This window comes from Paraburkholderia sp. BR10882, from assembly GCF_040948855.1.
GTDB classification, from domain to species: Bacteria; Pseudomonadota; Gammaproteobacteria; order Burkholderiales; family Burkholderiaceae; genus Paraburkholderia; species Paraburkholderia nodosa_A.
Genome location: NZ_JBFPKP010000024.1, coordinates 75,278 through 90,447 on the forward strand (window position 1 = coordinate 75,278; position 15,170 = coordinate 90,447).

Consider the following 15,170-nt stretch of genomic DNA (forward strand, 5'->3'; position numbering starts at 1 on the left):
TGTGTCTTTCGTGTTACGTGGCTGCTTCAGGCGCTGGCGAGTTCGTTCGCCGAAGGCTTCGACGCATCGCCAGGCTGCCTGTACGCACACTTGAGGACACCGAACTCGGTCAATTGCCTCACATCCTCCGGCCTGTATTCGAGACCCATCAGAAGCGCTCGCGTGTCCTCACCCAGTGAGGGCGGTCCCGCGCGCAGTTGCAAGCGCTCGCCGCCGAGCGTCAAGGGCCGCAGCGGCGTCCTCGTCTCGATGGGCCGCCCTGCGCCACTGGCATCGGACGGCAAAGTCACCTCGGCGAGCCCGAAAGCGTCGCAGAACAGTGCCCATTGGGTATCGGAGACCACCACCAAAAAATCTGCTCCCCGTTCTTGACCGAAAACACGTCGTAGACAGCCCACGCGAAAATGCGGTTCGGCATCGGCGCCGCGGCCTGGCCCGTCACGGCAAACTGCATCATGTGCTGGGCTACGAGGAACACATTGTTCTCGAACAACGCGCAGGGCACTTCCTGACCGCGGCCCGTGCCTTCGCGTTGAGCCAGCGCCGCCATTGCGCCGAACATACCGCCCATGATGTCGTTGACGCTCGTCCCGGCGCTTAGCGGTCTGCCCTCGGGCCCCGTCATGTAAGCGAGTCCGCCCATCATTTGCACGACTTCGTCGAGCGCGGTGCGATGATCGTACGGGCCGGGCAGAAACCCCTTGTGCGACGCATAGACGAGACGTGGATTGACCCTGGAAAGCGCGACATACCCGAGGCCTAGCTTGTCCACTCTTGAAGTTTTCGCTGAACACCGCAGCCGCGGCAAGCAGCTTGTGGACGATTTCCACGCAACGCGGGTCTTTCACATCGACCGCAATGCTTTTCCTGTTCCCGTTGAACGTGCCGAAGAAGTCCAATCCGGAGCCGCACAAGGCACGTTCGCTGGCACCGATCCCTGCCCCCCGCGAAATCAATACTCCCAACCGGTCGGATAATCCCAGCCTAGGCCGACGCGGTACCCGTGACCCAGAAAGCCGTGGTTACCTTTGACTACATCGTGAAACGCCGGCGGATTAGCGGCCGCAGTCTTATATATCGATGCGCCGGGGAAACCGAATGTATTGTCACTGGCTGACAGCAAGCGAGCGAAGAGCCCGACGAATCTCGGTGAGGCCAAGCTTGTTCCGCCAAACGGCGAGGCATTGCCGTGCCGTAGATAAGCGCCCCAGTTTCCGCCTTTGCATCAAAGGGAATGTCGGGCACGCCGCGCCCAGATGGACCCGCAGAGGACCTTAGCGCAGATTGCCACGGCGGCATTGGTCCGTAGGGGCGAGTGCCGCCCCCTGTCGCCCACAGGACTCCTTCTTCCACCCATCGTTCCAGACGCATAAGCTCCGCTATGAGTTGTGTAAAGCGCTGTTCCGCCAACAGAAATGACGTGCGGGGACGAAGACGGCAATGAAAGCATCGAAACCGCTCCTGTCCGCTCGTCAGCCGGACTTGAGTGCTGATGGACCACTCCCGGCAGATGTTCAAAAGACAAGTCAACCGAAGTCACAACGTGCATCAAGCGATGAGTCGCATCGTGACGACTCAGACAAGCACCAATATGACTCGCTCACCAACTTCAATTGTTAGCCCGAGCCGGCAGGGATTCACGCAGGCTATCAAGAGAGATATGACGCTCTCCGTCGGCTTCCTGAAGAACTCTGAACACCTTTTGCTCAGCGGGCGTGGAAATGACAAAGTCGTTGTACGCTTTCAGCAGGAGATTTCGATAAACCAAGAATAAGGTTGCGTCGTGATCCGCGGACAGGTCCTCCGACTGTCTGATGTACTGGAAGAAACGCCTTAGTATATGTAATCGACTTACGTCCACCACCTTGTCGTCATATGAGATGGCGAAGAATCGGAAGAAGTCCTCAGCCGACGAAAGCCGGTGCAGTTTATCGATCAGTACTTTCATGTTGTTGCTCCGCATGACAAAGTTGGCCGCAAAGCCGTGCGTAGCGAGGCGGCGAGTTTTATATGCCATCGTTAAGCGCTTTCAAATTGACGAAAGGTATTAACTTGTCTGCGCCTTCTAACTTAGCGGCCGACGGCACGCAAGGTCCGTGCCTGTCCCACCTAAACCTGGAAGGTGTTGTGGCATGCATCGCCATTCCCGATCACCGTAACAGGGGGGGCCGGTCTCACGTTGCCTTTGTCTGAATCGTCGGGATTGTCTGGATTGTGACAGCGTGGCGCGTTGCGCGAAGCGCATCCGCTTCGGTTGCCGGCGAAACTTTACTGAACATGAGTTGGGACGTTGCTGGCGCAACTCAGTCTGCTCGGGCCACTAAGAACGGACTTGGTCGCCGGATAGGTCAATAGTTTATCCGTCACGAGTTTGGTCTGCGAAAGCCAGCGGGGCGATTCGAAGCGTGTCGTTTGGTTACGACTAGAACCTGTCTGATGAGTGACACAGGTCAAGACTACCTTTCCAAGCGTTTGCGGTTACAGCGGTATCGCCTGCGTCGATAAGACTTCCTTTAACACCTTGAAGCTATGCAGTTCCCGTACTCCCGGCAGTTGCAACGCTTGTGCAGCATGCAACCGGTTGAAGCTTTCGTTGCCGCGCGCTCGAACGAGCAAGATATAGTCAAACCTCCCGCTCACTGCGTGGCACGCTACGCAGCCAGACACCTTCTGCGCCGCTTTCTCGAATGAGGCAAACGCCTCGGGCGTCGAGCCGTCCAGCACGATCCCGATTACGGCGAACATGCCCGCGCCTAGAGCCTTCGCGTCGAGCAGTGCGACGACTCTTCGTATCAGTCCCGTCTCCTTGAGTCGTTCCACACGCCGCAGGCACGCAGGAGCACTGCGTTTCACTTTCGCTGCAAGGCTGACAATCGATAGCGAGGCGTCTTGCTGCAAGTGTCTGAGGATCGCGCGGTCTACGGAATCCAAGACGGCTATGCCCTTCTGGGCCACGACTGGATGCTCTATCAATTTCATTTCACTCATCTCCCATCCGAAGAATTAGATGTCATCCGAAAAATGTATCGTTGTTTCATGCGTTATCCGTGCAACTCGCTCTCCCCAAGCGAGAGTCGCCTGCGCCAACCATTCTATTTCTGCTAACTTCGCGCCGTTGTTCCGCCTGCGTTTCCCGAGCGTGGCGCTAGTTTCTCTGTGTATAGGATAAACTTAGTTTAACGTCGAATGTAGACGTCCAAGATCGCAAACTTCAACTGGTTAAAGAGGACGTGTATCGACTCGCGATGAGTCGCAAGGCTCGCGCCCCGGATCTCGCTCACTTGTTTGCTATGGCGCAAGGAGATCTGCACCTTGCCGTTCCGCGCATTGCTTCACTCTTGCACACTCACCTCAGCAATCTAATTCCGTATCTGAGCGATAGTATTGCGAGCGATGTGGCGCAGTACTTGCTTTCCTTCCTCGTGCAGATTCACATTGTAGAGACGGATATAGTTCTCTATTAATTTTCCAGGAAAATCTATGATCTCCCAACGATCAAGCATATCGACAGAACCCGCGTGTGAATTTTTTACGTTCACGGCCCGAGCAGCAAAAGAAGCCGCCGAGCTTGTCGCGCAGAGCCACGAAGCGCCGCTTTATATTCGACTGCGTGCCGAATTTCATGCGGGAAGACAGCCGGAATATTTTATTGTCCTGGTTGACTCCGTAAGCGATTCCGACACGAAGGTGCTTACACAGGGCCTCACTGTGTTCGTGGACGAGACTAACCTACGTTATTTTATCGGCACGCAGATCGACTATGAGGAAGATACCCCGCTTCCGCGCTTCGTGATTGAAAGTCCGATCGCATCAACATCCTGCGGCCGAAGTGAATCATTTTCCTCATGTCCGCGCTAACATCGTAGCAGCCTGATATTTATCCCGCTTGCACGTGGTCTCGATGCAGAACAAGATGGTGAATCGGCGACGCGCGGACCACCGAATGCAATGAGAGTCGTGCAAGCCTAGGTTGGTTTGCGCGCTGGTATCAACAGTACCAGAATGAACGCACTTACGGGTTCATTCAGTCACCTAACACCCGTTGCCCAGCCATATGTGAGTACCGCTGGGCAAGCAATCATGCTGGCATCAGCCTGCGGAGCACCAGTCGCAACTGCGCTGGATTGACGCCATACCGTGGCGCGCACACGCGTACCGGGTTCAATCTCGATGCCAGACGCTGTCGGCAAGAGCCGCGGACTCGACAAGGGTCTCGTCGCTCGCCAGCTTTGATTGGATCCGCAATGCACAGAACCTGATCCTGACAGGGCCACTGGCGCCGGAAAAGACTGCTTGCCTGCGCCTTCGGCCAGCAGACTTGCCGACACGTGCCTTTCCGTGCTTTACGTGGGCTTCGCCCGGCTATTTGAGGTATTGAAGCGACAATCACGCCGGCACGCGGTACTCGATCATTACCAACCAATTTCCCCCAAGCACTGGCGCGCCCGGCTCAAATCGCCCACGCTTCCCGATACGAATTGAGCATCCATTGAGCACCCAAGCTTGCAGCGAAGAGGCGATTCGATGTGCAAGAATGACGCGCCTAGTCCGATCTCGAACAGTCGCGGTAGAATTGAACTCTACGCCGCACTCCCCCTAGCCTGGTCGACTTCACCAAAACGGCCGCTCAACTCGCCGGAAATAGGCAGCTGCACCTCAGTCCTGGACGACGGTTCGAAATCGCAACAAACTTCACGGCGATCAAATTGATCGGGATCGACGTGGCGAACGGGCGGAGCTTCCAGTTCTTCTCGCCCAGCTCAAGAACCATGTCCAGGCGGACACCTAGCGTCGTATTCGTCCACGGAGGGCTGTGTCAGACGCGTCCGTTTGCGTGCTCCTCGGAGAAGATGAGCGCGCGAATCCCGCTCTACACCAGCAGGGCTTACTTCCCCTGCCCTCTTTCATTGCATCAAGTCAATTCATCGAGATTTACAACTTCCAGCAGGGGCTTTTAGAGGATAGTTGCTAATCGGACTACGGAGCGCGGCCATACCCGCGTGCTGTGGACAACTAGTAAAAAATCGTGCGGACCGCGATCCGCCGAGCGGCCGCGCACGATCGCCCACGTCGAGGGCCTGGGCAAACCAAGTCTAGGCAACAATCATTCTGTCATCAGCGAACAATGTCATAACTGTAATCAGTCTTTGCAATGTCGATTGTACTTGCATCGAGCTTTTCGAAGAATTCGTCAAGTAGTGCCAATAGAACGCGCAATCCTCCCTCATATCCCCACGTCGGGAAACGGTGATAGTGGTGCCGGTCAAAAATAGGAAACACGAGTCGCACTAGCGGTGTTCGCGTATCACGCTCCAAGTATTTCCCATGAGTGTTGCCGATCAGGAAATCGACTGGTTCGGTAAATAGCAGCGAGCGCAGATGCCAGAGATCGCGCTTCGGATAGGCGCTGCATCCCGCACCGTATGGCGACGCGTCCAACAACGCCTTGACCTTCTCGGCCCAGCCGTCGTTACCGTTTGTCGACACAATATGCACCGGCTCTGCACCGAGCTCGAGCAGGAATTGCGTGTAACCTAGCATCTGATCGGGATCGCCGTAGAGCGCATAGCGTTTGCCATGGAGAATAGCCTGACTGTCCGCCATTGCATCAACGAGTTGCCCCCGCTCCCTTTCCAGTTCAGGCGGAATCGGTCGGCCCGTGACACGCGATATCTCCATGAGGAAATGGTCGGTACCAGAAACGCCGACTGGCGAATTAAGCACAATTACCTCTTGGCCGTGTTCCGCGATATACTTCGCCGTCTTTTCGCAGCAATATTCTTGAAAAATGAACGTTGCTTTCGCATTCAGGGCACGTTCAACTTCTTCCTTCGTGGTCCCACCCTCGTACATGCGGAATTCGCCATCCGTTGGTGTGTTCCATGTGTCGGAAGGATCGCAGATGATGTTGACGTTCACGCCGAACAGATCGAAGATACGTCGAACCTCCTTGATGTTGCCCACCACGAAACCGTCAAAGCCACCGATAAAGTTTACACTCTCGTCCTGCACACGTATGAGTGGTGTTGCGGTACCGGTCTTGCCGTCCCAGAAGTGTTTGAGAATGCCCAGTAGAGCGTTGTCGTAACCCGTCACATGACTGCCGACAAACGCGGGCGTGTGAGCGAACGGCACGTCGTAGTCTTGCGGAACGCTTCCCTTCTGCTTACTATTCTTGATGAATGCATCGAGGTCGTCACCGATGACCTCTGCCATGCAGGTCGTCGATACGGCGATCATCTCGGGCTTATAAAGGTTGTATGCATTCGCCAGACCGTCGATCATATTATTGAGACCCCCGAAAACCGCCGCGTCTTCGGTCATTGACGAACTCACGCACGACGTCGGCTCCTTGAAGTGCCGCGAAAAGTGTGAGCGATAATAGGCCACGCAGCCCTGAGAGCCGTGCACGAACGGCAGTGTCTTATGAAAGCCGTTTGCCACAAATACCGCCCCCAGAGGCTGGCAGGCCTTCGCTGGATTGATGGTTAGCGAGTCGCGCGCGAAGTTTTTCTGCTTGTAGTCTTCAGTCTTTGTCCATTCGGCAACCTCTCTCACCGCCTCATCAGGATGGTTAAACTCAAAATGTTGCTTCTTGTTTCGCAAAAGCTCCTGATATTCCGGCTCGCGAAAGAGCAGTTCGTGATCGAGAATTTTGTCGCTTGATTGGGGCATGACTCGCTCCTGAATCGATTTCCTGAAGAGCCGTCCGGCGACACGGCCGTACCGCCAACGGGGCCACCTGGCTCACGCTGCCTTTTTCCAAGGTGACTTGGAGAGATTCCAGACAGGACTCGAAATTGCCATGTCCATGTCGCGCGCAAAGATCGCGAATCCGTCGTAGCCGTGGTACGGTCCTGAATAATCCCAACTGTGCATCTGGCGGAAAGGAACACCCATCTTCTGAAAGACGTACTTTTCCTTGATTCCTGAACCTACGAGGTCCGGCCGCATGCATTCGACGAACCGCTCGAATTCGTAGCCGGTCACGTCGTCGTAAATTAGCGTGCCGTCGTGAATGTGATGCGTAGTGCGCTGATAGTCATCGTTGTGGGCAAACTCGTAGCCTGTGCCAATGACTTCCATGCCGAGGTCTTCGTACGCCCCGATGACGTGGCGCGGGCGAAGGCCGCCTACAAAAAGCATCACTTTCTTACCCTCGAGGCGTGGCTTATATCTCGCGATTACCGCATCCGTGAGCAGACGGTATTTGGCGATCACTTTCTCGGCCTTGGTCTTGATCGTGTCGTCAAATCGGCTCGCAATCTCTCTCAAGCTCCTTTCAATCATTGTGGGACCAAAAAAGTTGTATTCGAGCCAAGGGACACCATACTTCTCTTCCATATGCCGGCTTATGTAATTCATTGACCGGTAGCAGTGGAGCAGGTTAAGCTTTGAGCGCGGCGTATTCTCCAGTTCAGCGAGCGTGCCGTCGCCCGACCACTGCGCAATAACGCGCAAACCCATCTCCTCAAGGAGAATGCGGCTTGACCATGCGTCGCCACCGATATTGTAGTCACCGATGATCGCAACGTCGTACGGAGTTGACTCGAGCGCGGAATATTTATTCGGATCGACACGGTCGAACACGCAATCGCGAATCGCATCGTTTGCGAGATGATGCCCAAGCGACTGCGATACGCCGCGAAATCCCTCGCAGCGTACGGGTACGATTGTGTGCCCGCCATACTGTGCGCTCTTCTTCTTCGAAACTGCCTCGATGTCATCGCCGATCAGACCGATCGGGCATTCGGTTTGAACTGATATGCCTCTGTTGAGCGGAAACAGCTCCTGAATCTCATCGACGATTTTGTCGAGTTTCTTGTCGCCACCGAACACAATGTCCTTCTCCTGAAAGTCAGAAGTAAATTGCATTGTGACAAACGTATCGACTCCGGTTGTTCCGACATAATAATTGCGGCGCGAACCCCACGAATACTGGCCGCAGCCGACTGGTCCGTGACTGATGTGAATCATGTCCTTGATCGGCCCCCAGACCACGCCCTTCGAACCGGCATATGCGCAGCCGCGAATCGTCATCACACCAGGCAGCGACTTAATGTTGGACTTCACCCCACAGTCCGGCTTACCCTGCTCGAAAGTGCATAAATGCTTGGCCCGCCGCTTGGCCATCTTCTCCGGGTAAGCTCGCAGCACTTCGTCAATGAGAGCCTTGTGAGCGGCCTTACGTTCTTCAACCGTTTCGGTCATTACATATCCATAAGTGGAGAAATGGGATCGCCGGGATCGGTTGCCGTACGCCGCACGGCAACCGTCATCCCCGCAGCCGTCAAGCGGTCAGCTCAGCCGCTGTCTTGCCAACCTTCGCCTCATCGACCTGCGACATGATTCCTTTTTCCATCAGGAGATCTTCGAGTTCGTCCATCGTGATCGGCGTTGGGATCACGCCATTGCCGGCGTTGTTATGCACCTTCTCTGCAAGCGCACGATACTGGCCGGCCTGTGCGCTCTCTGGCGCGTACTCGATCACAGTCATGCGGCGTAGTTCCGCATGTTGCACGACGTTGTCGCGCGGCACGAAGTGGATCAGACGTGTGCCGAGCATCGCTGCGAGCGATTCCGCAAGCTCGAGTTCCTTGTCGGTCTTGCGCTCGTTGCAAATGAGGCCGCCCAAACGCACACCACCGCTGTTGGCATACTTGAGAATCCCTTTTGAGATATTGTTCGCAGCGTACATAGCCATCATCTCGCCTGACATCACGATATAAATCTCCTGTGCCTTGTTCTCGCGAATTGGCATTGCAAAGCCTCCGCACACCACGTCGCCCAGCACATCGTATGAGACGTAGTCCACTCCGTCGTAGGCGCCATTCTCCTCCAGGAAATTGATCGACGTAATCACACCGCGACCCGCGCAGCCGACACCCGGCTCGGGACCGCCCGACTCCACACAGCGTATGTCTTTGTAGCCAATCTTCATGACATCCTCGAGTTCGAGGTCCTCCACAGAGCCGGCTTCCGCCGCGAGAGAGAGAATTGTGTCCTGCGCCTTCGCGTGCAGTATCAGCCGTGTCGAGTCTGCCTTCGGATCGCAGCCGACAATGAGGATCTTTTGCCCAAGGTCGCTGAGCGCCGCGAGCGTGTTTTGCGACGTGGTCGATTTTCCAATCCCGCCCTTTCCGTAGAATGCGATCTGCCGAAGTTGAGCCATCGTGGTACTCCATTGAGATAGAAGGATTAAACCAAGGTTGCCAATCAAGGCTGCAAAGCCGCGATCATGTCCTCAGCGTGCAGTGTCCATATGATCTTCTTCTGTGGAGTCACGCATTGGCCGGATGGTGTCCGCGCGGATCGCTATAGTGCAGTTTCTATGCCAACACTCCAGAATCGTTGAAATGCCATGCACATCGCGCTTTGAGAAAACATGTCGGCATGGCGCCTACCGACGTTCGCAGCGTCGGCTTCCTGACAAATCGTGCGTTGTTGTCGCAAACCAGATTTTCACCACCATTTTCGGCCCACCTCGCTCAATGGCAGTGGGCCAGAAAGGGAGGGAGGGAGGGATGTGGTGGTACGAAAGTTGCAAGTGAAACTCCATCCTTCTTGACCGATTGCGAACTGTCACTGCCAATTCACAAGTTATTCAAACTTAAGAGGAGAACCTAATGAACGATATGACTATTGACAAGGAACTTGACCAGACCGTTTTCGCCCGCTTGCAACTCGAGGGCCGTTTACTCAATGCAGTGTTCAAGGGTCCCACCAGTACACCTCGGCGCATCGGTTTTCGCGGCGAACTCGCGCTGCGCTTCGGACCGCAACTCGCTGATGAAGCGCGCCCGCCAGAGCTGTCTTGCGAGCAGGTCATGGCAGTGGCCGACGTCGGCAACCCGCATCTCATATTTTTCGCGGGGTGGTTATTGAGCTTCGAACATCTGAAAGACGTCGCCGAAGTGTTGGGAGACGCACTCTCGCCCAACGGAAAGTACTTTCTGTTCTGCGACAACATCGATCTCTCGAGCCGCTATCAGGCGCACTATCAGGGCGCAGTATTCTATGTCCTCCCTATCGTGGAATCGACGGTCTACAACGAAATACTTGAGCTCCTGTATCTCGACAAGGCAGAGCTGAAGAAAAAGGACACAGCGGGAAAACTCGACGCCGTCGCCGACGCCGGGTCGAAGTTCGACTTGTGTTTCGATCCCATCAGTTACGCGCATGGACTCGAACTGATGGGCCCAGTCCGTGATCCTAACGAAAACAGACCGGTCTAGGTTGCATTCCGCAGCGGTGCTTCCTCATGAAGAATCCACCATGCACACAAGCTATCACAACGCTCACGTAATCTAACTGGAGAATTTCCATGGCACTGCTAATCGATGATGCCGCACGTCGAAAAGGGAACGCTCAAAGCCTCCCGCACGCTGATGAGGGTCTGCAAGCTCGTGCACGTTCGTCAGTCGCTAGATGGCTGTCGGCACACGACTTTCCGGATGCCCATTCCTGCAGCGTTGACGGAATAACGCCGCTGATGCTCGCAGCGATGCATGGGGAAGACCGTATCGTCGCCGCGTTGCTCGACGAAGGTGCACCCGTCAGTGCGCTCGACGACAACGGAAACGATGCGCTATGGTACGCATGTCTATGCGGAACGCCCGGACCGATTCTACGGTTGATCAGTGCCGGTCTTAATGTCGATCATGCCAATGCGCACGACGTCACATACCTGATGCAGGCAGCCGCCAACGGCAGAGTCGACGTCATGTGGTTGCTAATATCCCTTGGTGCGAGTAACAGCTTGGTCGCGCCAGATGGGCGAACCGCTTTCGACATGGCCACGGATTTTGGACTACAGCTGCTGCTAACGGTAGACCGACTCAAAAACGGCATGTGCGAATCGTCGCGTTTCGCCGATGATGCTCCGTCGCACAACCTTGCCCATTGAGGAAAACTTCTCATGCCGCTTTACGACTATGTATGCCGCAACTGCAATTTTCGGTTCGAGACACTTGTACGCACCAATTCGTTGGCGTCTTGTCCGCGCTGTAGCAGTAATGCGATGGATAAGCAGGTCAGCGCACCGTCCGCCCCTCCACGCAACAAGGCACTCATTACGGCAGCACGCCGCCAGGCCGCTCGTGAAGGGCATTTGAGCAATTATTCCGCGGCTGAGCGCATGCAATTATTGAATCGACCTTGAAACGCCACAATGAGCCGGCGCCTGTCATTCCATATCTGGCTTGCAAAAAAGTTAAGTCCAAGGAAAATCATATGTCGCCGCAGTCTATTTACCTCTGTGCACAAGAATTCCTCGTTGTAAATCCTCGCAACGGGAAACAACTCGGTAGACTTGCAAACACAATTCAATATGTCTCTTCTGCGTTCCTGATCGGGATATCAACATGGACAATGCCCGCATACTCGCAGAGCATGGATTCCCATATGGAATCATTTGACAGATTCATGGCTGACACGAAAGCTGCCGCCGCTCAGGATTTTATTGGCCACCCTTGGCGAGGGTCCGGGGCGCATCTTGAGTCAGACAATCAGCCTCCAATATCGCGCACCTACAAAGTCAATGATCCGTCTGCTTTCGAAGTGATGCGCCAAGCGATTATTGAACGTTACAACGGAGTACACGTCTCAGGGAGCTTTATTGCGAACGGCCAAACCTATGACTGCGTTCCGGTGATGGAGCAACCTGCTGTCCGGAGATATCAAATAAGGAAAATCGCAACACCTCCACAGTTAGCGTCAGCGACAAACCTCAACGGTGACTTATCCAGCCGATCGGTAGGGTCGTCGGAACAGTTGCAAAACGGCGTGAATACGCCAAGCTGTGGTACGGGCAGCGTCCCCTTGAATAGAGTCACACTGGAAGAGCTTAGTCGATTTCCGACAGTAGATGCATATCACAGAAAGGCGCCTCCACCGATGACCAGGCTCCCGTCAAGCAGCGAATCAGCGAATGCACCCTTTATCGCGAGTCAATTACTCTCCGCGGATACCTATACACACAAATATGCGACATTCGAGCAAAACGTCGAGAATCTCGGGGGCAACGTCACGTTCAATGTCTGGAATCCGAAAGTGGATGCTGCGGCGGGTCAGTTCTTTAGTTTGTCCCAGATCTGGATTATTGGTGGAGACAGAGCCGGCGGTGCAAACCCTTTACAGTCAGAAGAGACTGGCTGGGTAGTCTCGCCTTCCAAGTTTGGGGACAATCTGCCGCACTTCTTCATCTACAGCACCGCCGATAACTACGTGAACACCGGATGCTGGAACAACAGCTGCGGGGATTTCGTGCAGGTTTCGGAGAAAGCGGTACTCGGGGGCGCGTTAGTTGACATCAGTTCTCCCGGCGGTCAACAGCACGAGTTCAGTGCCGGATATCATCGCGACGCACACGGGAACTGGTGGCTCTTTCGTGACGGCGTGGCGATTGGTTACTACCCCGCGGAGTTCTATCAAGGCGGACAGAACAGTCATAACGCGACCTTGATTTCGTTTGGTACAGAAACAACTGGGCTTACGTCTTGGCCAGGCGCCGGTAGTGGTAATTGGGACAGCCCACTATATGGCCACGCAGCTTATCAGCGCAACCTCTACTACTACAACCTCGCTGACACTGCTGCCTGGGATGATCCGCACTTGTCGGTGCGATCGACCTGCTACCACGCGGCCGGTCCATTCAGCAACGGAGATGGCGGTTATATTTCCGCCGATAACCACAATCCAAGTTGGTGGACCCGATACGTCTTCGTTGGCGGCCCAGGCGGAACACAGTGCAGGTGAAGACGGCATAGAGCGCGTGATTCCTATTGTTCTATGATGCATAGCCCCGCCTAACATCCCGACGCCTCGCGCTAGCGAGGTTTCCACATGTTGCGTTTGGCAGTTGGTTCATCGAGGCATCCTACGTGCGCGATGCCGAACGAGGCGGCGAGCTGACCCGGAGCCAGCCTTAAACGGCACACGAAAACCGCGAGACACCGACGGTCAACCCACCTTCCCGTGACCGAAAACCGGTATTGCAATTCGTAGGCCAAGCGTTCGCCGTCACTGACTAATTGCGTACGTCCGCTCACCGATATTCTGCACTGTCCTCCTCACGTCGAGGCAGTTGATATCGGCAAATACATGCGAGGCCCTAAGCCGGCCAAGATAATCCATGTGCAATCTATGGGATGAGATGTGCAGGGTGCGCTGGTAATTGCGTCACCCAGCCCGATGCCCAGCACACGCAGGGTCATCGAGCTGCCGAGCGTCGATTCACCGCGACAACGGCATCGCTGCGCCGAGCGACCGTAAGCTCGAACGAATCGAGCGTCGGACCACCGCTCCAACGACTCAAAAGCCCGGGAAAACACTAGATCGCCGTAGTGTGGTATGCAAGCTCGCAAAGTGCGAATTCTTCAGTCGCCATCGCAAAACGCCTCTTCTGCCAATATTAGCATATCCGCTTGCGCTGCCTCCGTGGTCACATTAATGCAAAAGCCGGTCCATGTCGCTAGATAGACCCGGCGACCACGGAACTCGAGGAAGGGCTTCTCATCGCTTAGCTCGACTGCGGTGATCCGAATGATACGCACATCGGGATAGCGCTTTCGCCAAATTACCGCGGCTTCCTGCAGCGTCGGTTCGGTACAAACCAGCTCAGTTATCGCATGAATCTGTTCCACAGTAAGGCCCATGTCATTCCCACCCGCCTGACACCCGCCGCGCCTCGACAGTTACCGGAAGCGAGGTGTCGCTCGCAAGTTCGGGCAACTGAAACTCCCAGCCGTTAGCAAGCGTAATACGTCCACCCCAAAGCTGCGCTCCATCGATGTAGACGATTGGCTCCTCGACATCCTTCTTCGGAACATAGGCCCTGAATACGCCATTGTCATCCTTTCGGATTGTGACCTTCACGTTGATATCTCCCGGGTTGGTTAAGCGATTCGCGCCACCAGACGTATGGCTGCAACAACCGGCGGACATGCCGCACGTGCGCAGTACGATCCCGCCTTATCCCACACAAACTGGCTGAGTTAAGGGAGTCCACCATCATCGAACGGCTCGCTAATGCGCTCAGCGCTTAGCGTCGGCATCTGCGCGCAGTTCTCCTTCTCCATATCGGCGTGCCACGAACCGATCCAGCGAAGCGCGTCGGCGCGCCTCCCCAGTTGGGCGAGCACGTCCTGCGGCAGGCGATCGAGCGTGCAGAGCTCCTTCGCGCGCATTCCAACGCGGCGGTCTCCTTCGAAAAAGTGAACCGCATAGACGTAGAACCGCTGCAGAAACGTGCCGATTGCAGTGACATAACCGGCATCGCCCTGGCTCACGAGCAGCTCCCCCATAGCCTTACCGTTGTATGTACCGTCGTTACGAATCACGGCACGTGCAATCACTCGCTCGCCAACGGCGAACCGTGGTGGAAAAGCAAGTTCGACTGCATCGTCGCTCTCGACGTCCCTCACGCCCAGCTCATTTAAATACCGGGATGCACGCTTCATGACACCTCCCGTGGCAATGAGTTACGTCGGCGTCCGATCGATGCGCGAGACGCTCAACTCGCCTGCGCCGCCGCGCGCGCGCGGCGGCGCCAAATGCATGATTGCCACTCTTGAATGCAAGGCCACACCTGTCTTGTGTTTCGACGAAGTCGACGGTAAAGCCGTCGAGCAACAGCCGAGTTTCTGCCGGCAAGAGAATCCGCAGTCCATTGATCTCCGTAGTCTCATCACCGGGCTGCGCATCGGCCGTGGCGCTCAGTCCGGCTTCGTATCTGGAGCAACCGCAAGTACTCACACAAATACGAACGCCCGCACCGGATGGCAGACCGGAAAAGCGCACGATACGGTGAAGGAACTCTTCGGCGGCGGGTGTCACTGCAAAATTTGGCAACATGATTTAAAAATCGTCGAATTGAACAATCGTCGGGTACACTGCGCAAGGCAAGCGGAACAGAGCGCTAGGCCGGCACGATGCACCCGTCCACAGGGCACGCCGCCACGCATTGCGGACTATCGAATTGCCCCTCGCACACGGTACATTTTCTCGGATCAATTGCGAAGACGCCGCCTTTCTCGATGATGGCGACGTTTGGGCATTGTGGCTCGCAAGCCGAGCAGCCAGTGCAGGCGGAGGAAATGATCTTTAGGGCCATACCATGCACTCCTTGTGATGATTTTCGGTGTAACCGAGCACGTCAGGACGACTGCGCT

15 protein-coding genes and 1 pseudogene are annotated in these 15,170 nt (G+C 55.5%); 5 read left to right on the top strand and 11 right to left on the bottom strand.

All coding sequences use genetic code 11. From position 1 onward, the window contains the following. Nucleotides 1-26: 26 nt before the first annotated feature. The 3 genes and pseudogenes from AB3X99_RS35885 to AB3X99_RS35895 form a co-directional block, all read right to left on the bottom strand. A pseudogene (locus tag AB3X99_RS35885) lies at nt 27-932 on the bottom strand (CoA transferase); the annotation flags it as partial. Between the two features lie 677 nt (nt 933-1,609). Further along, on the bottom strand, nt 1,610-1,948 hold the full coding sequence (nifW, locus tag AB3X99_RS35890; RefSeq protein WP_069268345.1) for a nitrogenase stabilizing/protective protein NifW: 339 nt from the start codon (nt 1,946-1,948) through the stop codon (nt 1,610-1,612). 530 nt (nt 1,949-2,478) lie between these two features. Then, complete coding sequence (locus AB3X99_RS35895; RefSeq protein WP_069268299.1) at nt 2,479-2,979, bottom strand: Lrp/AsnC family transcriptional regulator; 501 nt, start codon at nt 2,977-2,979, stop codon at nt 2,479-2,481. 501 nt (nt 2,980-3,480) lie between these two features. Here AB3X99_RS35895 and AB3X99_RS35900 point away from each other — a divergent pair. Continuing rightward, nucleotides 3,481-3,858: an iron-sulfur cluster assembly accessory protein gene (locus AB3X99_RS35900; RefSeq protein ID WP_083245583.1), complete on the top strand. Its 378-nt coding sequence runs from the start codon at nt 3,481-3,483 to the stop codon at nt 3,856-3,858. 1,257 nt (nt 3,859-5,115) lie between these two features. On the opposite strand, the gene nifK is transcribed toward AB3X99_RS35900, so the two are convergent. The 3 genes from nifK to nifH form a co-directional block, all read right to left on the bottom strand. After that, complete coding sequence (nifK, locus tag AB3X99_RS35905; protein ID WP_368619631.1) at nt 5,116-6,675, bottom strand: nitrogenase molybdenum-iron protein subunit beta; 1,560 nt, start codon at nt 6,673-6,675, stop codon at nt 5,116-5,118. Between the two features lie 72 nt (nt 6,676-6,747). Then, nucleotides 6,748-8,211 carry a nitrogenase molybdenum-iron protein alpha chain gene (gene nifD / locus AB3X99_RS35910; protein ID WP_069268296.1) on the bottom strand — a complete coding sequence of 488 codons (1,464 nt, stop codon included), beginning with the start codon at nt 8,209-8,211 and terminating at the stop codon, nt 6,748-6,750. Between the two features lie 79 nt (nt 8,212-8,290). Further along, a complete protein-coding gene (gene nifH, locus AB3X99_RS35915) occupies nt 8,291-9,172 on the bottom strand; it encodes a nitrogenase iron protein (protein WP_069268295.1) in 882 nt (293 codons plus the stop codon). Nucleotides 9,173-9,626: 454 nt separating this feature from the next. Between nifH and AB3X99_RS35920 the strand changes: the two genes are divergently transcribed. The 4 genes from AB3X99_RS35920 (at nt 9,627) to AB3X99_RS35935 (ending at nt 12,756) form a co-directional block, all read left to right on the top strand. Next, nucleotides 9,627-10,235 (top strand): hypothetical protein, encoded by a 609-nt coding sequence (locus AB3X99_RS35920; RefSeq protein WP_069268294.1) that lies wholly within the window; start codon nt 9,627-9,629, stop codon nt 10,233-10,235. An 89-nt stretch (nt 10,236-10,324) separates the two neighbouring features. After that, nucleotides 10,325-10,906 (top strand): ankyrin repeat domain-containing protein, encoded by a 582-nt coding sequence (locus tag AB3X99_RS35925; RefSeq protein WP_069268293.1) that lies wholly within the window; start codon nt 10,325-10,327, stop codon nt 10,904-10,906. A gap of 12 nt (nt 10,907-10,918) precedes the next feature. Continuing rightward, entirely contained in the window at nt 10,919-11,161 is a 243-nt protein-coding gene (locus AB3X99_RS35930; RefSeq protein WP_083245582.1) for a zinc ribbon domain-containing protein, read from the top strand. Next, complete coding sequence (locus AB3X99_RS35935; protein ID WP_368619632.1) at nt 11,158-12,756, top strand: neprosin family prolyl endopeptidase; 1,599 nt, start codon at nt 11,158-11,160, stop codon at nt 12,754-12,756. The genes AB3X99_RS35930 and AB3X99_RS35935 overlap by 4 nt, the downstream gene beginning before the upstream one ends. 620 nt (nt 12,757-13,376) lie before the next feature. Here the strand turns inward: AB3X99_RS35935 and AB3X99_RS35940 are convergent. The 5 genes from AB3X99_RS35940 to AB3X99_RS35960 all read right to left on the bottom strand — a co-directional run bounded on the left by AB3X99_RS35940 (nt 13,377) and on the right by AB3X99_RS35960 (nt 15,112). After that, nucleotides 13,377-13,655: a hypothetical protein gene (locus tag AB3X99_RS35940; RefSeq protein ID WP_069268291.1), complete on the bottom strand. Its 279-nt coding sequence runs from the start codon at nt 13,653-13,655 to the stop codon at nt 13,377-13,379. Between the two features lies 1 nt (nt 13,656). After that, nucleotides 13,657-13,875, bottom strand: coding sequence for a putative nitrogen fixation protein NifT (gene nifT, locus AB3X99_RS35945; RefSeq protein WP_069268344.1), 219 nt, complete (start codon nt 13,873-13,875; stop codon nt 13,657-13,659). Nucleotides 13,876-13,994: 119 nt separating this feature from the next. Next, nucleotides 13,995-14,459, bottom strand: a complete 465-nt coding sequence (locus tag AB3X99_RS35950) for a nitrogen fixation protein NifZ (protein WP_368619633.1) — start codon at nt 14,457-14,459, stop codon at nt 13,995-13,997. Beyond that, on the bottom strand, nt 14,431-14,853 hold the full coding sequence (locus AB3X99_RS35955) for a HesB/IscA family protein (RefSeq protein ID WP_368619634.1): 423 nt from the start codon (nt 14,851-14,853) through the stop codon (nt 14,431-14,433). Before AB3X99_RS35955 ends, AB3X99_RS35950 begins: the two co-directional genes overlap by 29 nt. A 64-nt stretch (nt 14,854-14,917) precedes the next feature. Further along, nucleotides 14,918-15,112, bottom strand: a complete 195-nt coding sequence (locus tag AB3X99_RS35960; protein WP_083245579.1) for a 4Fe-4S binding protein — start codon at nt 15,110-15,112, stop codon at nt 14,918-14,920. Between the last annotated feature and the right edge of the window lie 58 nt (nt 15,113-15,170).

Bases quoted from the DNA above. Each gene is read 5' to 3' on its own strand.
- AB3X99_RS35925 (WP_069268293.1), top strand. From the start codon at position 10,325: ATGGCACTGCTAATCGATGATGCCGCACGTCGAAAAGGGAACGCTCAA.
- nifW (WP_069268345.1), bottom strand. From the start codon at position 1,948: ATGAAAGTACTGATCGATAAACTGCACCGGCTTTCGTCGGCTGAGGAC.
- AB3X99_RS35960 (WP_083245579.1), bottom strand. From the start codon at position 15,112: ATGGCCCTAAAGATCATTTCCTCCGCCTGCACTGGCTGCTCGGCTTGC.
- AB3X99_RS35900 (WP_083245583.1), top strand. From the start codon at position 3,481: ATGATCTCCCAACGATCAAGCATATCGACAGAACCCGCGTGTGAATTT.
- AB3X99_RS35940 (WP_069268291.1), bottom strand. From the start codon at position 13,655: ATGGGCCTTACTGTGGAACAGATTCATGCGATAACTGAGCTGGTTTGT.
- AB3X99_RS35920 (WP_069268294.1), top strand. From the start codon at position 9,627: ATGAACGATATGACTATTGACAAGGAACTTGACCAGACCGTTTTCGCC.
- nifH (WP_069268295.1), bottom strand. From the start codon at position 9,172: ATGGCTCAACTTCGGCAGATCGCATTCTACGGAAAGGGCGGGATTGGA.
- AB3X99_RS35895 (WP_069268299.1), bottom strand. From the start codon at position 2,979: ATGAAATTGATAGAGCATCCAGTCGTGGCCCAGAAGGGCATAGCCGTC.
- nifK (WP_368619631.1), bottom strand. From the start codon at position 6,675: ATGCCCCAATCAAGCGACAAAATTCTCGATCACGAACTGCTCTTTCGC.
- nifD (WP_069268296.1), bottom strand. From the start codon at position 8,211: ATGACCGAAACGGTTGAAGAACGTAAGGCCGCTCACAAGGCTCTCATT.
- AB3X99_RS35950 (WP_368619633.1), bottom strand. From the start codon at position 14,459: ATGAAGCGTGCATCCCGGTATTTAAATGAGCTGGGCGTGAGGGACGTC.
- AB3X99_RS35930 (WP_083245582.1), top strand. From the start codon at position 10,919: ATGCCGCTTTACGACTATGTATGCCGCAACTGCAATTTTCGGTTCGAG.
- AB3X99_RS35955 (WP_368619634.1), bottom strand. From the start codon at position 14,853: ATGTTGCCAAATTTTGCAGTGACACCCGCCGCCGAAGAGTTCCTTCAC.